This window comes from Campylobacter sp. IFREMER_LSEM_CL2256 (assembly GCF_025771645.1).
Taxonomy (GTDB): Bacteria; Campylobacterota; Campylobacteria; order Campylobacterales; family Campylobacteraceae; genus Campylobacter_D.
This window is the reverse complement of the sequence record NZ_JAKMQQ010000014.1, coordinates 14,325-36,859: the sequence shown is the minus strand read 5'-3', so window position 1 is coordinate 36,859 and position 22,535 is coordinate 14,325. Positions and strand designations below refer to the sequence as shown.

At 30.9% G+C, this 22,535-nt stretch carries 22 protein-coding genes; 20 read left to right on the top strand and 2 right to left on the bottom strand.

Annotated features, from left to right (window positions below):
- Window positions 1-30 precede the first annotated feature (30 nt).
- On the bottom strand, window positions 31-1,122 hold the full coding sequence (locus tag L8U00_RS06985) for a CinA family protein (protein ID WP_263709016.1): 1,092 nt from the start codon (window positions 1,120-1,122) through the stop codon (window positions 31-33).
- Between the two features lie 100 nt (window positions 1,123-1,222).
- On the opposite strand from L8U00_RS06985, the gene ileS reads away from it, so the two are divergent.
- The 18 genes from ileS (at window position 1,223) to L8U00_RS06895 (ending at window position 19,724) form a co-directional block, all read left to right on the top strand.
- Entirely contained in the window at window positions 1,223-3,988 is a 2,766-nt protein-coding gene (gene ileS / locus L8U00_RS06980; protein ID WP_263709015.1) for an isoleucine--tRNA ligase, read from the top strand.
- Window positions 3,989-4,087: 99 nt separating this feature from the next.
- Window positions 4,088-5,452 carry an Asp-tRNA(Asn)/Glu-tRNA(Gln) amidotransferase subunit GatA gene (gene gatA / locus L8U00_RS06975; RefSeq protein WP_263709014.1) on the top strand — a complete coding sequence of 455 codons (1,365 nt, stop codon included), beginning with the start codon at window positions 4,088-4,090 and terminating at the stop codon, window positions 5,450-5,452.
- 10 nt (window positions 5,453-5,462) lie between these two features.
- A complete protein-coding gene (guaB, locus tag L8U00_RS06970) occupies window positions 5,463-6,914 on the top strand; it encodes an IMP dehydrogenase (protein ID WP_263709013.1) in 1,452 nt (483 codons plus the stop codon).
- On the top strand, window positions 6,914-7,087 hold the full coding sequence (gene xseB / locus L8U00_RS06965) for an exodeoxyribonuclease VII small subunit (protein WP_263664220.1): 174 nt from the start codon (window positions 6,914-6,916) through the stop codon (window positions 7,085-7,087). Before guaB ends, xseB begins: the two co-directional genes overlap by 1 nt.
- A complete protein-coding gene (locus L8U00_RS06960) occupies window positions 7,080-7,868 on the top strand; it encodes a carbon-nitrogen hydrolase family protein (RefSeq protein WP_263709012.1) in 789 nt (262 codons plus the stop codon). The genes xseB and L8U00_RS06960 overlap by 8 nt, the downstream gene beginning before the upstream one ends.
- Before the next feature lie 36 nt (window positions 7,869-7,904).
- Window positions 7,905-8,162 (top strand): hypothetical protein, encoded by a 258-nt coding sequence (locus L8U00_RS06955; protein ID WP_087684776.1) that lies wholly within the window; start codon window positions 7,905-7,907, stop codon window positions 8,160-8,162.
- A gap of 190 nt (window positions 8,163-8,352) precedes the next feature.
- Window positions 8,353-9,876, top strand: coding sequence for an LTA synthase family protein (locus L8U00_RS06950; protein ID WP_263709010.1), 1,524 nt, complete (start codon window positions 8,353-8,355; stop codon window positions 9,874-9,876).
- An 88-nt stretch (window positions 9,877-9,964) separates the two neighbouring features.
- On the top strand, window positions 9,965-11,257 hold the full coding sequence (gene murC / locus L8U00_RS06945; RefSeq protein ID WP_263709009.1) for a UDP-N-acetylmuramate--L-alanine ligase: 1,293 nt from the start codon (window positions 9,965-9,967) through the stop codon (window positions 11,255-11,257).
- Window positions 11,250-11,597 (top strand): hypothetical protein, encoded by a 348-nt coding sequence (locus L8U00_RS06940; RefSeq protein ID WP_214100544.1) that lies wholly within the window; start codon window positions 11,250-11,252, stop codon window positions 11,595-11,597. The genes murC and L8U00_RS06940 overlap by 8 nt, the downstream gene beginning before the upstream one ends.
- Window positions 11,597-13,795 carry an endonuclease MutS2 gene (locus L8U00_RS06935; RefSeq protein ID WP_263709008.1) on the top strand — a complete coding sequence of 733 codons (2,199 nt, stop codon included), beginning with the start codon at window positions 11,597-11,599 and terminating at the stop codon, window positions 13,793-13,795. Before L8U00_RS06940 ends, L8U00_RS06935 begins: the two co-directional genes overlap by 1 nt.
- A 45-nt stretch (window positions 13,796-13,840) precedes the next feature.
- Entirely contained in the window at window positions 13,841-14,539 is a 699-nt protein-coding gene (locus L8U00_RS06930) for an SIR2 family NAD-dependent protein deacylase (protein ID WP_263709007.1), read from the top strand.
- Window positions 14,533-15,126: a LysE family translocator gene (locus L8U00_RS06925; protein ID WP_263709006.1), complete on the top strand. Its 594-nt coding sequence runs from the start codon at window positions 14,533-14,535 to the stop codon at window positions 15,124-15,126. Before L8U00_RS06930 ends, L8U00_RS06925 begins: the two co-directional genes overlap by 7 nt.
- Window positions 15,127-15,129: 3 nt before the next feature.
- Window positions 15,130-16,230 carry a succinyl-diaminopimelate desuccinylase gene (gene dapE / locus L8U00_RS06920; protein WP_263709005.1) on the top strand — a complete coding sequence of 367 codons (1,101 nt, stop codon included), beginning with the start codon at window positions 15,130-15,132 and terminating at the stop codon, window positions 16,228-16,230.
- Between the two features lie 8 nt (window positions 16,231-16,238).
- Entirely contained in the window at window positions 16,239-16,430 is a 192-nt protein-coding gene (gene thiS, locus L8U00_RS06915; protein WP_066006795.1) for a sulfur carrier protein ThiS, read from the top strand.
- The gene (thiF, locus tag L8U00_RS06910) at window positions 16,427-17,227 is read left to right on the top strand and encodes a thiamine biosynthesis protein ThiF (protein WP_263709004.1); all 801 of its coding nucleotides are present in this window, start codon (window positions 16,427-16,429) and stop codon (window positions 17,225-17,227) included. Before thiS ends, thiF begins: the two co-directional genes overlap by 4 nt.
- Entirely contained in the window at window positions 17,227-17,985 is a 759-nt protein-coding gene (locus tag L8U00_RS06905; RefSeq protein ID WP_263679635.1) for a thiazole synthase, read from the top strand. The genes thiF and L8U00_RS06905 overlap by 1 nt, the downstream gene beginning before the upstream one ends.
- A 1-nt stretch (window position 17,986) precedes the next feature.
- Complete coding sequence (gene thiH / locus L8U00_RS06900) at window positions 17,987-19,120, top strand: 2-iminoacetate synthase ThiH (protein ID WP_263709003.1); 1,134 nt, start codon at window positions 17,987-17,989, stop codon at window positions 19,118-19,120.
- Complete coding sequence (locus L8U00_RS06895) at window positions 19,110-19,724, top strand: thiamine phosphate synthase (protein ID WP_263709002.1); 615 nt, start codon at window positions 19,110-19,112, stop codon at window positions 19,722-19,724. Before thiH ends, L8U00_RS06895 begins: the two co-directional genes overlap by 11 nt.
- Before the next feature lie 4 nt (window positions 19,725-19,728).
- On the opposite strand, the gene L8U00_RS06890 is transcribed toward L8U00_RS06895, so the two are convergent.
- Window positions 19,729-21,090, bottom strand: a complete 1,362-nt coding sequence (locus L8U00_RS06890; protein WP_263709001.1) for a DASS family sodium-coupled anion symporter — start codon at window positions 21,088-21,090, stop codon at window positions 19,729-19,731.
- Window positions 21,091-21,297: 207 nt separating this feature from the next.
- Between L8U00_RS06890 and mapA the strand changes: the two genes are divergently transcribed.
- Both mapA and L8U00_RS06880 read left to right on the top strand, forming a co-directional pair.
- The gene (mapA, locus tag L8U00_RS06885) at window positions 21,298-21,945 is read left to right on the top strand and encodes an outer membrane lipoprotein MapA (protein ID WP_263679641.1); all 648 of its coding nucleotides are present in this window, start codon (window positions 21,298-21,300) and stop codon (window positions 21,943-21,945) included.
- Window positions 21,942-22,514 carry a ComF family protein gene (locus tag L8U00_RS06880; RefSeq protein WP_263709000.1) on the top strand — a complete coding sequence of 191 codons (573 nt, stop codon included), beginning with the start codon at window positions 21,942-21,944 and terminating at the stop codon, window positions 22,512-22,514. The genes mapA and L8U00_RS06880 overlap by 4 nt, the downstream gene beginning before the upstream one ends.
- Window positions 22,515-22,535: the final 21 nt, after the last annotated feature.

Here is a 22,535-nt window from a genome sequence, read left to right as displayed (position 1 = left end):
AGGGGTGTATTTTTAACCGCCATTTTTTGTTTAAACACCAAAGAAAATTTCAGGTTTTAATCTAAGCATTAAACAATATGCAGCCAAACTAGCTTGTTCTCTTGTGTAGTTTCTATTGCCTTGTATGTGAATGCATTCTTGTAAAAAGGTTCCATCTTTATACATAGCTCCTATGTAGATGGTGCCTGCTTTGGTATTTTTATCATTTTCTTCTCCAGCTACCCCACTAAGCGCTAAAGCAAAATCACAATTTGTAGTTTTAAAAACCCCTTTTAGCATAAAATAAATACAACGATCAGAGTATTCTCCAACACTTTCTAAGGTATCATTGCTCACCCCAAGCCAAGAATTTTTCAAACGATTAGAATAAGTCACCAAAGAGCCTTCAAAAATGCTAGAAATTCCTGAATTTTCAGCTAATTTTGAAGCGCAAAGTCCAGCTGTGCAGCTTTCTGCAAAGGAAATTTTTAAGTTTTTTTCTAAAAGTTTTTTAGCTATAAATTTAATAGGATCATTTCCTAAAAATACTTTGCCCGTAAAAAGTTTAAAAACTCCCTTTAAAAAGCCTTCTAGTTTTCCATACTGACTAGCGCTTGCTCTAATACAAATGAGATTATCTAATAATGCACTTGAGCTAGTTCGAATTTCAAAAGAAGTAGTAAGCGTATTAAGTAAGATATTTGCACTCATTTCATCTATATCTAAAAGACAAAAATAGGCATAATCAAGTTCAGGATTTTGTAAAATTAAAGGCAATTTTTGCTCTATATTTATGTTTAATAAATTAATATAGCATTTTTCAAAAGAGCTTAAAAAGGAATTTTTTTCACGCAAAGCTTTTGAGGGTACTAAAGTATCATTTTCTAAGATTAAAACATCATCATTTAAGGTTGCTATGATTTTAGCTATGGTTGCATAGTATTCACTAATGCTAAAAATGGTTATATAATCATATTCTTTAGAAAGTTTTTCAAGTAAAAAAGGAAGTTCTTTATCAGGTTTGTTTATAAATTTTAGCTCATGAAGTTCTAAAAATTGTTTTTTGTATTCTTCTTGTATATAATGCATATAATTTTCATTAATAATAATTTCACTACCTATAATGATGATAAGATGTTTCATGATTTTCCTTTTTTTCTTGCGATTATAACAAAAAAATAAGTGCAAATTAAAAGTATTTTAAGTAGAATTTACTATTTTTAAATTTTTCAAGGTGGATTATATGGATTATAAAGATACGCTATTGCTTCCAAACACGACTTTTGCAATGCGTGCAAATTTAGCAGAGCTTGAGCCTAAGCGTTTTAGCAAGTGGTTTGAAAATAACTATGCTTATGAAAAAATAAAACAAAAAAGACAAGGGGTAAGTGAGAGTTTTACTCTGCATGATGGACCTCCTTATGCTAATGGACATTTGCATATTGGCCATGCTTTAAATAAAATTTTAAAAGATATCATCATCAAAATGCATTATTTTCAAGGTAAAAAAGTGCGTTTTACTCCGGGTTGGGATTGTCATGGTTTACCGATAGAACAGCAAGTTGAAGTTAAACTTAAAGATAAAAAGCAAAATTTAAGCAAAAAAGAAATTCGTGAGTTTTGTAGAGAGCATGCGAGAGAATTTGTAAATATCCAAAGAGATGAATTTAAGTCTTTGGGTGTGATTGCTGATTGGGATGAACCATACTTGACTATGAAAAATACTTTTGAAGCTGATATTTACAAAGCTTTATGTAAAATCGCTAAAAAAGGACTTTTGCTAGAAAGAAGTAAGCCTGTTTTTTGGAGCTGGGCTGCTAAGAGTGCATTAGCAGAAGCTGAAGTAGAGTATGAAGATAAAGAAGATTATTCTATTTTTGTAGCTTTTGAGCTTGATAAGACTTCCCTTGAAAAGCTAGGTGTAAAAAAAGCTAAAGCAGTCATTTGGACTACCACACCTTGGACTTTGCCAGCAAATCAAGCTATATCTTTAAATCCAAATGAAAAATATGTTATCACTGAAGAAGGTTATATTTTTGCTAAAGCCTTACTTGAAAATATGATCAATAAAAACTTCACTCAAGGAAAAATTCAAAAAGAACTTTTGGGTTCTGAACTTGAAAATTTAAGTGCTATTAATCCACTCAATCAAAGAAAATCCACTCTTATTTTAGGCGATCATGTTTTAATGGAAGGTGGTACAGGGCTTGTGCATACTGCACCAGGACATGGTGAGGATGATTATTATGTGTGCTTAAAATATGGCATTGAAGTGATTATGCCAGTAGATGATGGTGGGTGTTATGATGAAACACTAAGAGCTAAAGGACTTTTACCAGAGCATTTATTAAGCGAATTTATAGGACTTCATATTTTTAAAGCAAATGAGCGTATTTTAGAATTGCTTGGCGAAGCTTTGCTTGAAAGTTCTAAATTTACACATTCTTATCCATTTTGCTGGAGAACGCATAAACCGGTTATTTATAGAGCTACAAAACAATGGTTTATCTTAATGGATGAGAAAAAACTAGATGGAAAATCTTTAAGAGAGCTAGCGCTAGAACAGTTAAATAATGTGAAATTTTACCCAGAAAGTGGTGTAAAAAGACTTAGTTCTATGATAGAAAATCGCCCTGATTGGTGTATATCAAGACAAAGAGATTGGGGTGTGCCTATAGCGTTTTTTAGAGATAAAAACACCAAAGAAGTGATTTTTGATGATGATGTTTTAGATCATTTGGTGGGAATTTTTGAAGCAAATGGAGCTGATGCGTGGTGGGATTTAGAAATAAAAGATTTATTACCGCCAAATAGCAAATATGATCCAAATAATTTAGAAAAAGTTTATGATATTTTAGATGTTTGGTTTGATAGTGGTAGTACTTGGGAGGCAGTGTTAAACTCGGCTAGATACGACGCGGGAGAATACCAAGCTTCAATGTATCTTGAAGGAAGCGATCAGCACCGTGGATGGTTTCAAAGCTCACTTTTAATTTCCACTGCGATTAATCACAAAACCCCATATAAAAACATACTTACTCATGGCTTTACCGTTGATGAGAAAGGTCAAAAAATGAGTAAATCAAAAGGCAATGTGGTTTTACCTCAAAATGTAGCTAAAAATTATGGGGTAGAAATTTTAAGACTTTGGATAATGCTTAGTGATTATTCAACGGACTTAAAAATTTCAGATAATATCTTAAAACAAGTAAGCGAGCAATATAGAAAGATAAGAAATACTATAAGATTTTTACTTGCAAATACTAATGATATGGAATTTTTAGAAACAAAAAATTTCACACTTTTAGACAAATGGATCTTAATGCGTGCGAAAGTTGCTTTTGAAGCATGTGAAGCTGCTTTTGAAAAATATGAATTTGCAAAGGGCTTTAGTGTGCTTTTAAATTTCTTAAGTGCGGATTTAAGTGGAATTTATTTAGATGTGTGTAAAGATAGATTATATTGTAATGCAAAAGATGACACAAAGAGAGTAAGTGCGCAAAGTGCTATGGTGCTAATAGCTAGAAAACTTTTTACGCTTTTAGCTCCAAGTCTTACTTATACTATAGATGAAGCTTTAGAGCATGCAAATGTGGCTATTAAAGAAAATGCTAAAGATGTGTTTGATTTGGTGTTAAAAAATGGCTTTGATTATGAGTATAAAATCGAGGATGAATTATTTATAAAATCAAGAGAAAAATTCTTTGAACTTGTTGATGTATTAAAAAAAGATAAAATTATCAAATCAACTTTAGAACTAAGCTTACAAACAAGCGCAAATGAGCTTTTGAGTGAAGATATTGAAGAAGTAGCTGATTGGTTTATGGTGAGCTTGGTAGAAAGCTTAGATGAAAAAGAAGCTTTGAGTGAGTTTAAAATAGATGATCATAGTTTTAAAATCGTGCGTTCTTCATTACACAAGTGTCCAAGATGTTGGAAGTTTTTAGCAAAAGAAGAAGAATGCTTATGTCCAAGATGTAATAGCGTGGAAAAAGCAAAAAATGTTTGAGCAAGCTTTACCTTTTAGCGTGGTAGTGATTACTTTATTAGGCTTTTTATTTATCACGCTTTTTTTGTTTTATTTGGTTAAAAAATTTAAGGATAAATAATGATAACTTTAAAAGAAGCTTTGAAATTTTCAAATGAAGAATTAGAAAATCTAAAAAAAGAATTAAATGAAAAAGCACATCAGCAAAAGCATTTAGGTGCTTATGTAGAGCAGTTTTTAAATAAAGACTTAAGCACTTCAGGTGCTGGTGTGCCAGTAGCTATAAAAGATAATATTAGTGTAAAGGATTGGGAATTAACTTGTGGTTCTAAAATTTTACAAGGCTATGTGGCTCCTTATGATGCAAGTGCTATTGTGAATTTACGCAAAAATAATTTTGCTCCATTTGGAAGATGTAATATGGATGAGTTTGCTATGGGAAGTACGAGTGCGACTTCTTTTTATGGTAAGACTTTAAATCCACTTGATAATACTAAAGTCCCAGGTGGGAGTAGCGGAGGGAGTGCTGCTGCAGTTGCTGCAGGGATAGCTTTAGCAAGTTTGGGTTCAGATACGGGTGGTTCGGTAAGACAGCCTGCTGCTTTTTGTGGTTGTGTTGGGTTTAAGCCAAGTTATGGAAGAGTTAGCAGGTATGGTTTAGCAGCGTATTCTTCAAGCCTTGATCAAATCGGAGTTTTAACGCAAAATGTTGAAGATGCTGCGATTTTATATGATGCTATTGCAGGTTATGATGAAAAAGATAGCACAAGTGCAAACATAGCTTTTGAACCAACTGCGCCAAAACTAAATGCAAATAAAAAGCTAAAAATAGCTGTGATTAAAAACTATGTAGAACAAACCAATGATGATGTAAAACAAGCCTTATTAAAAACCATAGATATGTTAAAAGCAAATGGACATGAGATTGTTTATAAAGACTTAATGGATTCTACATTTGATGTTGCAGCTTATTATATCATAGCAGCAGCTGAAGCAAGTGCAAATTTGAGTCGTTATGATGGTGTAAGATATGGAAGAAGAAGCGAAAAATGTGATAATCTTAGCCAAATGTATGTAAATAGCAGAAGTGAAGGCTTTGGCGAGGAAGTAAAAAGAAGAATTTTACTAGGAACCTTTGTTTTAAGTAGTGGGTATTATGATGCATACTATATCAAAGCACAAAAAGCTAGAAGATTTATCAAGCAAAAATATGAAGAAATTTTAAATGATTGTGATTTGATTTTTATGCCAGTTGCTCCAAGTGTTGCTTTTGGCTTTAATGATGTTAAAACCCCTATTCAAATGTATTTAGAAGATGTATTTACTATTTCAGTGAATTTAGCAGGACTTGGTGGCATTAGCGTGCCAGTAGGAAAAAATGAAAATGGACTTAATATCTCTGCGCAGCTTATCTGTAAAGCTTACGATGAACAAACTTTGCTAGATGGTGCTTTAAGCTTAGAAGAAATTATTAAAAATAAATAAAGGAAAAATTATGAAAATCATCAAACGCGCTTTGACTTTTGAAGATGTTTTACTAGTTCCTCAATATTCTGAGGTTTTACCTAAAGAAGTAGATATCAAAACAAAACTTACAAAAAATATTACCTTAAATATGCCTTTAATTTCAGCTGCTATGGATACGGTTACTGAGCATAGAGCAGCTATTATGATGGCAAGACTTGGTGGTATAGGGGTGATCCATAAAAATATGGATATAGCTTCACAAGTTAGAGAGATAAAAAGAGTTAAAAAAAGCGAAAGTGGCGTGATTATGGATCCTATTTACATAGGGGCTAAAGCAAGCGTTAAAGAAGCGCTAGAGCTCATGGCTGAATATAGAATTTCAGGAGTTCCTGTGGTAGATGAAAATAAAACCCTAATAGGAATTTTAACTAATCGTGATTTGAGATTTGAAACTAATTTTGATAATTTAGTAGAAAATGTAATGACAAAAATGCCTTTAATCACTGCTAAAAAGGGCTCTACTTTAGATGATGCAGAAAGGATTTTCTCTACTAATAAAGTAGAAAAACTTCCTATTGTAGATGAAAATAACCACTTAGAAGGCTTAATCACTATAAAAGATTTAAAAAAACGTAAAGAATATCCAAATTCAAATAAAGATGCTTATGGAAGATTAAGAGTGGCTGCGGCTGTGGGTGTGGGTCAGCTTGATCGCGTAAAGGCTTTAGTGGAAGCTGAAGTTGATGTTATAGTAATGGATAGTGCGCATGGGCATTCTAAAGGTATTATTGATACATTAAAAGCAATTAAGGCTGAGTTTAATGTAGATGTGATAGTAGGAAATGTTGCTAGTGCAAAAGCGGTTAAAGATCTATGTGAAGCAGGTGCAGACGCTATTAAGATAGGTATAGGACCTGGTAGTATTTGTACTACACGCATTGTTTCGGGTGTGGGCGTACCTCAAATTTCAGCTATAGATGAATGCGCAATAGAAGCAAGTAAATACGGCGTGCCAGTAATTGCTGATGGGGGTATAAAATACTCAGGCGATATTGCAAAAGCTATTGCAGCAGGAGCAAGTAGTGTGATGATAGGTTCACTTTTAGCAGGAACTGATGAGAGTCCAGGTGAGTTATTTACTTACCAAGGAAGACAATATAAGAGTTATCGTGGTATGGGAAGCTTAGGTGCTATGCAAAAAGGAAGTTCTGATAGATATTTCCAAGAAGGTACAGCTCAAGATAAACTTGTACCTGAGGGAATTGAAGGTAGGGTACCTTATGTAGGAAGTATAAAAAGTGTAGTTCATCAACTTTTAGGTGGACTTAGATCTTCTATGGGTTATGTAGGTGCAGTGGATATCAAAGCTTTCCAAGAAAGAGCTGAATTTGTAGAAATCACCGCAGCAGGGTTAAAAGAAAGCCATGTGCATGATGTAACTATCACAGCTGAAGCACCAAATTACAAGGTAAGTAATTAATGGAATTTGAAGATTATATCAAACAAGCTGAGCTTTCTTTGGAAAAACTTAATGATAAAGATTTAGACCTTAAAACTTGTGTAGAAATTTATAAAGAAGGTCTAAAAAGTATCAAACAAGCAAGAACTATGCTTGAAAATGCCAAATTAGAAATCGAGCAAGTAGATGAGTAGTATTGTAGCTTTACAATTCCCCACTTTGGCTTTGAGTGAGTCAAGGCTTGATTATTATCTAAAAGCTGCTAAAGAAAGTGGCGCGAATTTGGTGGTTTTAGGTGAGTATGTTTTAAATAGCTTTTTTAGTGAGCTTAAGAGCATGCCAAAAAGTATGATTAAAGAACAAAGCCAAAGCAAAAAAGCAAGCTTGATAAAGCTTGCTAAAAAGTATGAATTAAACATCATTGCGCCTTTTATAAGTGTAGAAAATGATGGTTTAAAAAAACTATGCTTAAAAGTAAGCCCACAAAATGTAAAAGCATATGAACAACAAATTTTAATGCCTTATACACACTGGAATGAAGAAAAATTTTTTAACAATAAAAAAACCGATAAGCTTAAACTTTTTACTTTCACGCATGAGGGCTTAAAATGTGCTTTACTTTTTGGATTTGAAGCACATTTTGATATCTTTTGGCAAATGATTATGAAAAAAAAGATAGACTTAGTCATCATTCCTACAGCTAGTACTTTTGAAAGCAATCAAAGATGGCTAGAACTTTTAAAAACAAGAGCTTTTTTAAACTCAACAAGTATTTTAAGAGTTAATCGTATAGGTAATTTAAAGCAAGAAAATGAGTGGAAATTTTATGGAGATAGCTTTTTTATCAATGCTTTTGGTGAAGTGCAAGAACAACTTGGCGATCAAGAAGAAATGCTTGTAGTAGAAGTTAGTAAAGCAAATGAAGCTAGAAATTTATGGGGTTTTGATAAGCTTATAAAAAATTATGAGGAATAATCTTTTTTAACAAGAAAATATTATTAAAGGTGTATAATGAGAAAAATTTTATTACAAATTCTTTCTTTTAGTTTTATTTTTATGGGAATTTTTGCTTTAGTTAGGTTTTTGATGATAAAAAATTTAACCAATGAAAGTGAAAATAGCTTAATGGTATATGTATATGGATTAGGTCATGATATGAGAACCTTTAGTGCTATTTTTTTACCTCTATTTTTGTGTGGTTTGTTTTCTTATATAAGTTTGGTTTTCAAAGATAGAAAATATCACGCTATGGGGGGGGGTAATCGCTAAATTTTATATTTATTTTTCTAGTTTTTATATAGCTTTTATAGCTTCTGTTGTTTTAATTTCTGCGTTTATATATTATTATTACTTTCAACTTTATGCAAGCAAAATTGATATTTTTATTTTTGGTTTAAAAGATGATAATACTAAGGCGATATTATCTATAGTTTTTTCTGATTATCCCATTATAAAAGCATTGTTATTAGCTGTAATTTTTAGTATATTTTGTTTTTATCTTAATATTAAAATTCTTAGCTTAAAATTAGAGACTATTAAAGTAAAATTTGTATTTTTTATTTTATTAAACATTTTACTAATTTATGCTTATATTGTAGCGCTAAGAGGACATTTTACTTATAATGCGCTAAGAGCTTCAAGTTATGTATTTAGCACCATAAAAGCTTTTAATGAAATTTCTACAAATCCTTTGATGGCTTTTTCATGGGCATATAAAGAGTATAAAAATCAACAAGAATTTAAAAGCGTAGATATAAAACAGCTTAATCAACTAGAAGAAAAACTTTTTCCTATGTTTGATACTACTTTGACACATCAAAATCATGCTAAAAATCATATTTATATTAATATCATGGAAAGTTTTGGTTTAAATTTAACTGAGTTTAGCACTGAAAACACCAATCTTTTGGGAAATTTAAAAAAACATTTTGAGCAAGATATTATTTTTATTAGATTTTTATCTAGTGCAAACAATACCATAGAAAGTTTTAATCGTTTGGTTTTTTTAAGTCCAAATATTATTTCAAATGGATTATATCAAAAAGAAAAATTAGCCTTTACGCCTTTGCAAATTTACAAGAATGCAGGGTATAAAATAGTTTTTGTTTATAGTGGTAATGCTTCTTGGTATAATCTTGGCAATTATTTTAAAAATCAAGGTGTAGATGAAATTATAGATGAAAATACGCTGATGCAAGATTTTCCACAAGCTAGAAAAACAAAGCATAAATACGGTATAGCTGATGAGTTTATGTATAAAAAAATATATTCTATTTTTGAAAATGCTAAAAATCCTACGCTAGTTATTTCTCTTAGTATTTCCACTCATAGACCTTATATACACAAAAGCAAAACACAACTTATCGATGAGAATGCTTTAGATAAAAAGATATTAAATCAATTTATTATCGGTGATTCTATAGGTGCTTTAAATGCTTATGCGTATGCAAATGATGAATTTGGAAAATTTTTAGATCGCATAAAAGAAAGTAGTTTTGGGGAAAATATTATTATTGCTGCTACAGGTGATCATAGATTTAGAGATATTAAAATGGATATAAAATCCCAAAAAGCTTTTGCTTATAGTGTACCTTTTTATTTATATCTTCCAAAGTATTTAAAAAATGATATTTATTATGATAAAAATCGTGTGGGTTCGCATAAGGATATTTTTCCAACGCTTTATAATCTTACTCTTAGTGATACAAAATATTTAAGTTTAGGAGGAAGAGATATATTAGCACCTATAAAAAACGAAAAGCTAGAATTTGGTTTTAATGAGCTTGTTTGGATTGATCAAAATGGAGTGTATGATGGAAATAATGGTTATTATTTTGAAAATAATACTAGTATAAAAGATACAAATAAGGCTTTTGAGTTAGATTTATATCATAAAAATTTTTCAAAAAATTATAAAGATTTATTTCAAAAGCAATTAAATTATAGACTAATTAATCTTAAAACATCAAACAATGGTGATTAGATTTTATTTATAAAGATTTTTTATATTTTATTTTTAGTAAATAAATGATAAAATTTTGCCTTAAATTTTCAAAAAATTTGAGGCAAGAATGCAAAAAATTCATTTTATAGGTATAGGTGGTATTGGAATTTCAGCTTTGGCGAGATTTTTAAAAGAACAAGGCTTTAAGATTAGTGGTTCTGATATCAAAGAAAGTAAAATCACAAAAGAATTAGAAAAAGAAGGCATAAATATAAAAATTCCTCATCATAAAGACAATGTCAAAGATGTGGATTTAGTGGTGTATTCAGCTGCTATCAAAGAAGACAATGAAGAATTAATCAGCGCAAAAAAACAAAACATCACAACACTTTCAAGAAAAGAAGCCTTGCCTATGATTTTAAAAGACAAAAGAGTTTTTGCAGTTGCGGGAGCTCATGGTAAAAGCACAACTTCAAGCATTTTAGCAAGCTTGATAGAAGCTTCTGTGATTATTGGTGCAGTGTTAAAAGAAAGCGGCACTAATATGCTTTATAAAGAAAGTGAAAATCTCATCTTTGAAGCTGATGAGAGCGATAGTTCTTTTTTAAACTCAAATCCTTATTTAGCTATAGTGACTAATGTTGAAGCAGAACATTTAGATCATTATGGAAATGATCTTGCAAGATTACACAAAGCTTATGAGGACTTTTTGCATTTATCTAAAATTCAAGTGATTAATGCTGAAGATGAGTTTTTATCAAGTTTAAATTTAAATAACGCTAAAAAACTTTACCCAAGTAAAGATATCACAAATATTTATATGAAAGTAGAAAATTTTAAGCCAAAAACCTATTTTACGCTTAAAGATTTAGGTGAATTTAGTGTTTTTGGTATGGGTGAGCATGTAGCGATGGATGCTGCTTTGGCTATTTTGGCTGCGAGTGAATTTATAAATATAGAAGAGCTAAAAACTAAGCTTTTAAAATACCAAGGCATTAAAAAAAGATTTGATATTTTATTTGCAAATGAAAATATGGCTTTGATCGATGATTATGGACATCATCCAACAGAAATCAAAACCACACTTAAAGCAGCAAATGAGTATGCAAAGCTAGCTGGATATGAAAAAATCATAGCTATTTTTGAGCCTCATCGTTATACGCGTTTAAGTGCAAATATAGAGTATTTTAGTGAAGTTTTAGCAAATGTTGATGAGCTTTATATTTTACCTGTGTATGCAGCAGGGGAAGCTAAAATAGAGATTAATATGCAAAAATACTTTCCAAAGGCTAAATTTATAAAAGAAATCAAAAGAGAAGAAAATGCTATTTATCTTGATGATGAGTTGATTGAAAATGGTTTGGTAATTGGCTTTGGTGCGGGAGATATAAGCACAAAGCTCAGGGGAAGGTATGTTTAAGATTTTTTTATATATCTTAGCTTTTTTTGCGATTTTACTTTTTTTCATTTTTTTGCGTAAAAAAATAGGTAAGATTAGTAATTATCTTTTGATTTTAGTGTTGATTTTAATGATTGCTTTTGCGATTAAATTTGAGCTAAGTGCCACAAGAAGCGGGGTTTTAAAAAAAGAAACGCTCAATGCGTTTTTACAAGGACAAAGTCTAATTTGTAAAGATATTAATGTCACTAAAGAGTATTTTAACTTTGAGCATGGAACACAAAGTTTTATTTCAAATGGCAAAAATAAACAATTTAAAGCCTATGTTTTTGATATAAAAGATTGCAAGGTAGATAAATAATGCAAGGGCAATTTTTTAAAAAGCTAGATTTAGATGGCTATATAGAAGACTTTAGAGGACTTTTTGCAAGAGATAAAGAAATTTTTTTACAAGGTGATAGCAAGCTTCATTATAAAAGGATTAATGAGCTTTCGCTGATTGATTTTAATCCCCCGCCTATGATAGATGAGCTAAATAGTGCTTTAACTCATCTTAGCAAGCAAGGAATTTTGCATTTAAGTCAAAGCTTTGAATTTATTAAAATCTGTATGTATTTTAGATACTTAAAGGGCTTAAAATTTGAAGAAAGCTTAAAAGAATGGCTTTTAAAAATAGAAATTCCACAGGCTATTTTAGAACTTTTTGAGTATTTTGATGAAAAGGGTGAGATTAAAGAAAGTGTTGATGAAAGACTTGTTAATCTAAATTTAGCTCTAAAAATGAAAAAAGAAAGTTTGGTAGCTGAGTTTAAAAAACTCACCTATACTAAAAATCTTAGTGCATATTTGATCGATACACAAATCCATCTTATCAATGGTATAGAGGCCTTACTTTTACGCGGTGGATTTAATCATGTCTTAAAAGCAAAAATCATAGGTAGAAGTAGTGGTGGTGGATTTTATGTGGTGCCTTTGAGTGTAGAAAAAATTCAAAGCCAAATTGATGAAATCAAAGATGCTAAAGAAGAAATTTTTTATGAATATGCTAAAAAAATCAGTTTGATTTTTTATAAAAATTTGATGTTTTTGAAATTTATCAATAATGCTTTTGATTTATTTGATCATTATAGCGCCAGAGTTTTGATGGCTAAAAAACATGATTATGAGTTTGTTTTAGCTGATAGTTCTAATAATTTAAGCTTATATAACTTCGCACATCCGGCTTTAAAAAATGCAAAAAGTGTTAATATAGAGTTTAATAAAAAAGTTTTAATCATCACGGGTGTAAATGCAGGTGGTAAGTCTATGCTTTTAAAAGGAATTTTAAGTGCAGCTTTACTTGCAAAGCATTTGCTTCCTATGAAGATTAATGCACAAAAAAGCCAAATAGGAAATTTCAAAGAATTTGATGCGATTTTAGAAGATCCACAAAATGTAAAAAATGATATTTCTACTTTTGCAGGAAGAATGTTGCATTTTTCTAAGCTTTTGGGTAAGAAAAATGTTTTATTAGGGGTTGATGAGATAGAGCTTGGGACAGATTTTGAAGAAGCTGCGTGTTTATATACTGAGCTTATTTCTAAGCTTTTAGAACAAGATAATAAAATCATCATCACAACCCATCATAAACGCCTTGCTATGCTTTTAGCTAAAAATTCACAAGTAGAACTCATCGCTGCTTTGTATGATGAAGAATTATCACGCCCAAAATATGAGTTTTTGAAAGGTACCATAGGTAAATCTTATGCATTTGAAACGGCTTTAAGATATGGCATAAGTGCAAATTTAGTGCAAAATGCTAAAAAGCTTTATGGAGAAGATAAAGAAAATTTAGAAGAAATGGTAAGTAAAAATATCAATCTTGAGCTTTCTTTGCGTAAGAAAAATGAAGAGTTTGAGAAAAAAGAAGCCAAAGTAGATGAAATTTTACTTTCACTCAAAGATCAAAAAGAAAAAAATGAGCAAGAATTTAAAAAGCTTATTTCTAATTTAGAATTTAAATATCACAAAGCCATAGAAGAAGCTAAAAAAACGATAAATCTAAAAGATATCAAAGAAAAACAAAGAAGTTTAAACAAAGCCAATGAACTTAAAAAAAGTATTGTTTTACCAAGTATGGAGCAAAATGAAGAGCTTAGAGTAGGGGATTTTGTTAAATATGAAAAAATCAAAGGTAAAATCACTGCAATTTCAAAAAACGATGCGATGATTCAAAGCGATGGTTTGAGTTTACGTGTGCCATTAAAGCTTCTTAAAAAAAGCAATCAAAACCTTACACAAAAGGTAAAATCAAGTGTCAATATAACCCGTCCAAGTGCTTTAAATATGACTTTAGATTTACACGGCTTAAGAAGTGATGAGGCGCTTGAAAGATTAGATAAATTTATCTCTGATGCTTTGATAGTGGGTTTTGATGAGGTGATGGTTTATCATGGTATAGGCACAGGAAAACTAGCTTTTGCGGTAAAAGAGTTTTTAAAAGCTCACAAAAGTGTAAAAAGCTTTAATGATGCTCCGATTAATCAAGGTGGTTTTGGTGCTAAGGTGGTTAAGCTTTAAGTAAAATTATAGCAAAACCTTTAAAACAATAATGAGGTTTATTAAATGAAACAAGTGATGATTTTAAGTGGGGCAGGTTTGTCTGCTCCAAGTGGTATAAAAACTTTTAGAGCTAGCGGTGGACTTTGGGAAGAGCATGATGTGATGGAAGTTTGCTCTGCAACTGGCTTTAGAAAAAATCCTAAAAAAGTTTTGGAATTTTATAATAAAAGAAGAAAAGAGCTAGCTAGTGTTAAGCCAAATCACGCACATAAAATCATCGCTTTATTAAAACAAAAATTTCCAAAACAAATTAGCATTTTAACGCAAAATGTAGATGATTTATTAGAGCGAGCAGGCTGTGAAGAAGTGGTGCATTTGCATGGTTTTTTACCTGAACTTAGGTGTTTAGAGTGTGAAAATATTTTTAACATAGGCTATGAAAGTAGTGATGATAAAATTTGTCCTAAATGTCAAAGCAAAAGTGTAAGGCACAATATCGTGATGTTTGAAGAAATGGCACCAAATTATAAAATTTTATATGAAAAATTACAAAATTGTGATTTATTTGTATGTATAGGCACAAGTGGGCAGGTTTTACCCGTGGGAGAGTATGCAAGTGTATGTAAGCAAAGTATATTAAATAATCTTGATGAGGATAAATATTTAGGAAGTAATTTCACAAAAGTTTATATAGAAGATGTTTGCACAGCCATTGATAAAATCAAAACTGATATAGAAAATTTCTTGGAAGTAAAATGCTAGAAGTAATCTTACAAGGTATAGTTTTAGGCATGGGTGTATCTGTGCCTTTTGGACCTGTAAATATTTTGATCTTAAATACTGCTTTATCTTCTTTTAAAAATGCTTTTTGTATTGGGCTTGGTGCTTTAAGTGCTGATATACTTTTTTTGATTTTGATTAATCTTGGGCTTTTAAGCTTTGCAAATAATGAATTTTTTTATAAAATACTAGCAGTTTTTGGCTTTTTCTTTTTGAGTTTTATGGTATTTTTAATGCTAAGAAAAACAAGAAAAGTCGATCTTAACAAGGTAAATAAAACTCATCCTTTAAAAGGTTTTAGTAAAGGATTTTTCTTAAATGTTACAAATCCTTATGTTATAGGTTTTTGGGTAAGTGTAGCAGGACTTAGCATGCAGAGTAAAAACTCTTTTGCCTTGCTTTTTGGTTTGGTGAGTTTTATTGTGTTTTGGATTTTTACTTTATCGTTTTTTGTGTCTAAATTCAAAGCCTTTGTAAAAAACAAACATATATTTTACATTAATCTTTTTTCAGCATTTATTTTAGAGTATTTTGCTCTTTCTATGCTGTATAAAGCTTTTATAGGATAAAACATGCAAGTAGTTGAAATTTTTAAAGAATTGAGTAAATTTAAATCCATCACCCCAGATGATGATGGAGCATTAAATTATATTGCAGTGGAGTTAAGTGATTTTGAAGCTTTTTTTATAGAAAAAGAAGGTGTAAAAAATCTTTTGCTGACTAAAAAATTTAGCGATGATGGGGAACATTTGGCTTTTGGTGGGCATGTGGATGTAGTGCCTGCGGGAGAGGGTTGGAGTAGTGATCCTTTTGAGCCTTTAGAAAAAGATGGGTTTATTTATGTAAGAGGTGCGCAAGATATGAAAAGTGGTGTGGCTGCTTTTATGTGTGCGGTTAAGGAAGTGGAAAATTTCAAAGGAAGAATTTCGCTGATTTTAACAAGTGATGAAGAAGGCGAGGCTAAATTTGGAACGCTTGAAGTGCTTAAATTTATGCAAGAAAAAGGTATGTTACCTGATTTTGCTGTGGTTGCTGAGCCAACTTGTGATAAAAAATTTGGAGATAGTATTAAAATAGGGCGTCGTGGCTCTATCAATGCAAAATTACTCATCAAAGGCAAACAAGGTCATGTAGCATACCCGCAAAAATGCATTAATCCTGTGCATAATTTTGCTTCTGCTTTGAAATTTTTAGCAGGATTTGATCTTGATCCAGGTGATGAGATATTTGCACCATCTAAAATTGTTATTACTGATATACGTGGTGGTATGGAAGTGTGCAATGTAACTCCAAATGATTTAAAATTGATGTTTAATGTAAGAAATTCTCCACAAACTAGCTTAGAAGATGTAAAAGCTTATGTAGAAAAGACTTGTGAAGGACTTGATTATGAATTAAGCATAAATCAAAGCTCAAAGCCTTTTTTAACACAAAGTGATTCTAAAATCGTACAAAAACTAAATGAGAGCGTACAAAAAATCACCCAAATAGTACCAGAACTTAACACCAAAGGTGGCACAAGTGATGCAAGATATTTTGCTGAGTTTGGTGTGAAAGTGGTAGAATTTGGTGTGTGTAATGATAGAATTCATGCCATTGATGAGAGAGTGAGTATAGAAGAACTTGAAAAATTGTATTTAGTTTTTAAAGATTTATTAGAGAATTTTAACTAGGAAAAAACGTGATTATCAATGGACAAAAGCTTGAGTTAAAAGAGCTTAGATTTATGGATTATGTTAAAGAAAAGCAATTAAAAATAGAATTTATCGCCTTAGAATTAAACGGAGAAATTATCCCAAGGGATAAATTTGAAAATCTAATTTTAAAAGAAAATGATAAAGTAGAGATTGTTACTTTTGTAGGTGGTGGTTGATGAGAATTAAATTTAATGGTAGTATGATAAACACGCATTTTAAAAACACTTTGGAATTTTTTCAAAGTGTGAGTAAAAATGAAAATGATGTATGGATAGTCAATGGTTTTGCAACAAAAGAAAGTTTGGAGCTAAAAGAAAATGATGAGCTTTTTTGTATAGAAAAAAATACTTTACCACCATATGAAGCTCTTGATGCGATGATGAGGGCAAGGCATACTCCAAAGCTTCATGATAAACTTAAAAAGGCAAGTGTGGCAGTGTGTGGACTTGGTGGACTTGGCTCGCATATAGCTATAAATTTAGCAAGAAGCGGGGTTGGTAGGCTTCATTTGATTGATTTTGATGTGGTGGAGCCAAGCAATCTTAACCGCCAAGCTTATATAGTGGAAGATTTGGGTAAATTTAAGGCTGAAGCTTTAAAAGATCAAATCGCTAAAATTAATCCTTTTATAGAAGTATTTGCACAAGTTTTAAAAATAGAAAAAGAAAATATAGCCGAACTTTTTACAAATGATGATATTGTTTGTGAAGCCTTTGATAGTGCAAAATATAAAGCTCTTTTAGCGCAAAATTTTCATCAACACTATCCTCAAAAAACATTAATTTGTGCTTCTGGCTTAGCAGGATATGGCGATAGCAACAGCATACAAACAAGAAAAATCGCAAAAAACTTTTATGTTTGTGGTGATTTAAAAAACGAGGCAAAGGTAGGCAATGGACTTATGGCGCCGCGTGTAAATATTTGCGCAGGACATCAAGCAAATTTAGTTTTAGAACTTTTAGCGAGCGGGTAATGGAAAAATTAAAAATAGGAAAATATGAGTTTAATTCTAGGTTTATTTTAGGTTCTGGGAAATTTTCTTTTGAGCTTATAAAATCAGCTATTGAAGAAGCAAAAGTTGAGATTATCACCTTGGCTTTGCGTAGGGTAAATGATAAAGGCATAGAAAATATACTTGATTTTATCCCAAAGCATATTAAGCTTTTACCAAATACTTCAGGTGCAAGAAATGCTAATGAGGCATTGCGTATAGCAAGACTTGCAAGAGAGCTTGGTTGTGGAGATATGATTAAGGTTGAAGTAATTAGCGATAGTAAATATTTATTACCGGATAATTATGAAAGTATAAAAGCAGTAGAACTTTTAGCAAATGAGGGTTTTACACCTTTGGTTTATATGTATCCTGATTTATATGCAGCACGTGCTATGGCTAATGCAGGGGCTGCTGCTATAATGCCTCTTGGAGCTCCTATAGGAAGCAATAAAGGCTTAAAAACCAAAGAATTTATACAAATTTTACTTAATGAAATTAGCTTGCCTATTATAGTAGATGCGGGCATAGGAAATCCCGCACAAGCTTGTGAAGCCATGCAAATGGGAGTAAGTGCAGTGATGGCAAATACTGCCATAGCTCAAGCTAAAGATGTATCAAAAATGGCAAAGGCTTTTGCTTTAGCTATAGAGGCAGGATATAATGCGTATTTAGCAGGCATAGCAAATGAAAGCACGCCAAGTGCAAGCTCGCCTTTGAGTGGTTTTTTAAGAGATTAAAATGCAAAAATATCCTCATATGCAAAGTATTGAAAGTGAAATTTTAACTAAGGTTTTAAAAGAAGTTGAAAATTTTGATGAAAGTAAATTTAGCGCTTTTGATGTAAAACAAGCTTTAGCTAAAGATTATCTTAACTTAGAAGATTTAAAAGCCTTGCTTTCAAGCACAGCGGAAGATTTTATAGAAGATTTGGCGCAAAAATCAAGCAAGATTACTCAAAAATATTTTGGAAATTCCATTTTGCTTTTTACACCTTTATATCTTTCTAATTTTTGCAATAGCAAATGTACTTATTGTGGATTTCAAAAAGGAAATAACATTAAAAGAGCTAAGCTAAATGAGGCTGAAATTCACAAAGAAATGCAAGAGATTAAAAAAAGTGGTTTGGAAGAAATTTTACTCTTAACAGGTGAGGGTAGGGAGTATGCTAGCGTAGAATATCTTGCCAAAGCTTGTGAGATAGCAAAAGAGTATTTTAAAGTCGTTGGGATTGAAGTTTATCCTATGAATGTAGATGAGTATGCACTGCTTCATGAAAAGGGTTGTGAATATGTAAGTGTTTATCAAGAAACTTACAATCAAAAAACTTATTCTAAAATTCATATTGAAGGTGAAAAAAGTGTATTTGAGTATCGCTTTCATGCGCAAGAGCGAGCGTTAAAAGCGGGTATGAGAGGGGTTGCTTTTGGAGCTTTACTTGGTATAGATGATTTTAGAAAAGATGCTTTTGCCACGGCATTGCATGCGTATTTTTTACAGCAAAAATACCCTCATGCTGAAATAGCTTTATCTATCCCTAGATTAAGACCTATTATTAATAATAAAAAAATTCATCCAAAAGATGTAAGCGAAACAAGACTTTTGCAAGTTTTATGTGCTTATAGATTGTTTTTACCTTTTGCAGGTATTACGATTTCTACGCGTGAAAGAGCAGGATTTAGAGACGGAGTTATTAAACTTGGGGCTACTAAAATGAGTGCAGGTGTGAGCGTGGGAGTAGGTGAGCATCAAGGTGATAAAAAAGGCGATGATCAGTTTCAAATTAGTGATATGCGTAGTGTTAATGAGGTTTTATCTATGTTAAAAAATGCAAATTTGCAAGCTATAATGAGCGATAGTATTTATGTGGGATAAAAAGGTCATTGCTATTAGCGATAGTCAAAATACCCAAGGAGATTTTTTAAATTTTATTGAAAAACTAAGTCAAAGTAGTATTGATGCTTTAGTGCTTAGAGAAAAACATTTAGATGAGCTAGAATACACTAAATTAGCCAAAGAAGTATTAAAAATTTTTAATAAAACTCAAAAAATTTGCTTTTTGCATTATCATTATGAAGTTTGTTTAAAATTAAATCATCAATTTTTTCATGCTCCTTTATTTGTTTTACAAAATTGCCTACAAAGCTATAAAAAATTTGAGCTTTTGGGTGCTTCCATCCATTCTAAAGAAGAATTAGATTTAGCTTATAAGCTTAAAGTAAGTCATGCTTTTTTTGGACATGTATTTGAAAGTTCTTGTAAGGCTGATTTAGCTCCAAAAGGTATTAAGAATTTAAAAGATTTGTTAGAAGTTTCAAAAATACCCATTTATGCCATAGGTGGCATAAATACTCAAACTATAAAACACTTAAAAGATTTAAATTTGGCAGGTGTGTGTATAAGAGAAGCTTTGTATAAAAGTGAAAATGTAAAAAAATATATTTTAAGATGTAAAGACCTTTTAGTCCAAAAGGACTAAAAGATTATAACCAGAAGAAATATGCAATTATTGCAAGGCTAATTGAACAGAATATATTTAGTATAATTCCTACTCTTACCATTTCTTGTTGTTTGATATGACCGGTACCAAAAACTATAGCATTTGGTGGTGTAGCAACTGGTAGCATGAAAGCACAAGAAGCGCCAATAGCAATAATCAAAGCAAGTCCTAAAGCAGGAACACCTAAAGTATCTGCTATAGAGATAAACAAAGGCACAAGCAAGGCTGCTGAAGCAGTATTTGAGGTAAATTCTGTTAAAAATACTATAAAAAAGGCTACGATTAAGCCTATAACAAATAAATGTCCATTTTCTATAAATGAAATAATGGTATCAGCCATAACCTTGCTAGCACCTGAATCCTTTAACACTACACTTAGAGTAATACCTCCACCAAAGAGCATTAACACGCCCCAATCAGTATTTTTTTGTACATTTTTCCAATCAATCACTTTAAATGCACATACTAAAACAGCTGCAAGCAAGGCAATAATTGCATCAAGATTTGCTATTTTATGTCCAAAAATACTTGTGATGATAGGACCTATATTACCACTAAAAATCCAAGATAGCGCAACTACTAAAAAGATTATTAAAGTGATGATTCTAGGTCTTGTAAGTTCTATATTTTCAGTGTGTAAATCAACTTGTAGATTAAATCTTGGTTTAAACATAAAATACAAAATCAAAATCATTGCAGGTAAAAAGATTAAAACAATAGGAATACCATATTTTAACCATTGTGCAAAACTAATGTGTAATTGAGTAGCAACAATAGCATTTGGCGGAGTTCCCACTATAGTGCCTATACCACCTATACTTGCACTAAAAGCTATACCTAAAAGAATGAAAACATAAGTATTTCTATCTTTTTGTGGATCAAGTGAAGCTAACATACCTATAGCAAGCGGAAGCATCATAGCTGCGGTTGCAGTATTGCTCATCCACATAGATAAAAATGCAGTAGTGATAAAAATATATAAACTTGATAAACCTAAATGTCCTTTTGCCAGGGTTAAAATTTTATGCGCAATTAGCTTATCTAGTTTTTGATGATGCATGGCTGCTGCTAGAGCAAAACCACCAAAAAATAAAAAGATATTAGAATCAGCAAAGCCTGTTAAAGCCTTAGCAGTAGGTAATAATCCTAAGATGGCTGCTAAAACAGGTACTAAAATAGCTGTAATAGTAACATGCAAAGCTTCGCTAAGCCACAATATAGCGATAAAGATCAACAGGGATAATCCTTGGTTTACCTTAGTTTCGCCAAAAGGGGAGAAATAAAGCAAAGCGATAAATAACACTAAATCAGCAATAACTATAAGTGTTTTTGTGTTTGAACTCATTTAACAACTCCTTTAAAATATTGTAGTTTTGTAACATATTCTAAATGAATTTTCTTTTAAATATTAATTTTTATATAATTTTTTTTTTACAAAATTATTTTTGTGTGAAAAAAAGTAATTTTTAGTAAAATTCATTTGTTTTTGGTATAATTTTTGCTGATTAAAAATCATCTTAATCAAAAAGATGATTGCTTTTAAGGAAAGATAATGTTTAAAAAAATGTTCGTATGTATTTTAGCTTTGTTTTTTGGCGCTTGTGCTGTAAACCCTAAAAATCAAGGTGTAGCTAAGGTTAATGAAGTTATAAAAATCCAAGCACAGTGTTATAATCCTTCTGATTCTAAAGCATATGAAGCAAAAATTAAAGGTCTTGTGTATATTAGTGATGTAGGACTTAAGTATTGTACAAATAAAAGAACAATTGATAAAAGTGCTTCTTTGAAAAAAGTTTATATTCATAGAGTGTATGATTTAAATGAGAATTTGAAGTATTCTTCTTCTAATGGAAATAATTATTATATTAATGAAAATTTTAACTACTATTTTTATGTGTTTTTAAAAGAAGAATTAGAAAATAGAGGTATAGTAGTGGTTGAAAATACACAAGATTCTCCTTATGTTTTAAGAGTAGATTTAAGTTTTAATGATTTTTATTCTAAATTTGATTCTAATTCTTTATTTTCAATTATTGCTAGTCAGTTAACATTAAAAGATATTAACACTAATAAAACTATTAACATTAAAACTAAACAAGAAGTTAAAGGTTTTTATAATATTAAAGATCTGCCTTTCTTCACTCAGCTTCTTATAAAGCAAGTAGCTAATAAATCTGCAGATATTATCAGCTCTTTGTGAGGTGTTTTAGTTGCCATGGATTTTCCTTTGCGAGCTTTTGTCCAGCTTGCAAGGAAGAGCTTTTAGAATATTCTTTAGGTATAAGAGAACTTGATAAAGGTTTTAAGGTTTATTATTTTTATCAATATGAACAAATCAAACATCTAATTTATTTTAAACACAAATTTCAAGGATATTTTGTTTTAAATGCGCTTGCAAAACTAAGTTTTGCTAAATTTAAAGATTTTTTTCAACCCTCTTGTAAAATTAATGCCATAGCCTTGGATGATAAAACATATAAAAACTACTCTCATACTGCTATTTTAACCAAACATTTAAAAACTCAATTTATAAAACCTATGTATCATGCTTTGCAAGCTAATTCAGAATTTAAATATAGTGGAAAAAGTTTGCAATTTCGTAAAGATAATAAAAGATCTTATAAGCTTTTAAAGCGTCCAAAATATCCTGTGATTTTAGTAGATGATGTTGTAACTACGGGATTAAGTTTGCTTGAAGCAAGAGAGCTTTTAGAAAAAAATAATATCGAAGTACTTTTTGCTTTAGTTTTAGCTAATGCAAAAGAATAATCTGCTAAAATATAAAGATTA

Bases quoted from the DNA above. Each gene is read 5' to 3' on its own strand.
- dapE (WP_263709005.1), top strand. From the start codon at position 15,130: ATGCAAGTAGTTGAAATTTTTAAAGAATTGAGTAAATTTAAATCCATC.
- L8U00_RS06935 (WP_263709008.1), top strand. From the start codon at position 11,597: ATGCAAGGGCAATTTTTTAAAAAGCTAGATTTAGATGGCTATATAGAA.
- L8U00_RS06905 (WP_263679635.1), top strand. From the start codon at position 17,227: ATGGAAAAATTAAAAATAGGAAAATATGAGTTTAATTCTAGGTTTATT.
- L8U00_RS06930 (WP_263709007.1), top strand. From the start codon at position 13,841: ATGAAACAAGTGATGATTTTAAGTGGGGCAGGTTTGTCTGCTCCAAGT.
- ileS (WP_263709015.1), top strand. From the start codon at position 1,223: ATGGATTATAAAGATACGCTATTGCTTCCAAACACGACTTTTGCAATG.
- L8U00_RS06960 (WP_263709012.1), top strand. From the start codon at position 7,080: ATGAGTAGTATTGTAGCTTTACAATTCCCCACTTTGGCTTTGAGTGAG.
- xseB (WP_263664220.1), top strand. From the start codon at position 6,914: ATGGAATTTGAAGATTATATCAAACAAGCTGAGCTTTCTTTGGAAAAA.
- L8U00_RS06925 (WP_263709006.1), top strand. From the start codon at position 14,533: ATGCTAGAAGTAATCTTACAAGGTATAGTTTTAGGCATGGGTGTATCT.
- L8U00_RS06985 (WP_263709016.1), bottom strand. From the start codon at position 1,122: ATGAAACATCTTATCATCATTATAGGTAGTGAAATTATTATTAATGAA.
- L8U00_RS06895 (WP_263709002.1), top strand. From the start codon at position 19,110: ATGTGGGATAAAAAGGTCATTGCTATTAGCGATAGTCAAAATACCCAA.
- thiH (WP_263709003.1), top strand. From the start codon at position 17,987: ATGCAAAAATATCCTCATATGCAAAGTATTGAAAGTGAAATTTTAACT.
- murC (WP_263709009.1), top strand. From the start codon at position 9,965: ATGCAAAAAATTCATTTTATAGGTATAGGTGGTATTGGAATTTCAGCT.
- mapA (WP_263679641.1), top strand. From the start codon at position 21,298: ATGTTTAAAAAAATGTTCGTATGTATTTTAGCTTTGTTTTTTGGCGCT.
- guaB (WP_263709013.1), top strand. From the start codon at position 5,463: ATGAAAATCATCAAACGCGCTTTGACTTTTGAAGATGTTTTACTAGTT.
- gatA (WP_263709014.1), top strand. From the start codon at position 4,088: ATGATAACTTTAAAAGAAGCTTTGAAATTTTCAAATGAAGAATTAGAA.
- L8U00_RS06940 (WP_214100544.1), top strand. From the start codon at position 11,250: ATGTTTAAGATTTTTTTATATATCTTAGCTTTTTTTGCGATTTTACTT.
- L8U00_RS06890 (WP_263709001.1), bottom strand. From the start codon at position 21,090: ATGAGTTCAAACACAAAAACACTTATAGTTATTGCTGATTTAGTGTTA.
- L8U00_RS06955 (WP_087684776.1), top strand. From the start codon at position 7,905: ATGAGAAAAATTTTATTACAAATTCTTTCTTTTAGTTTTATTTTTATG.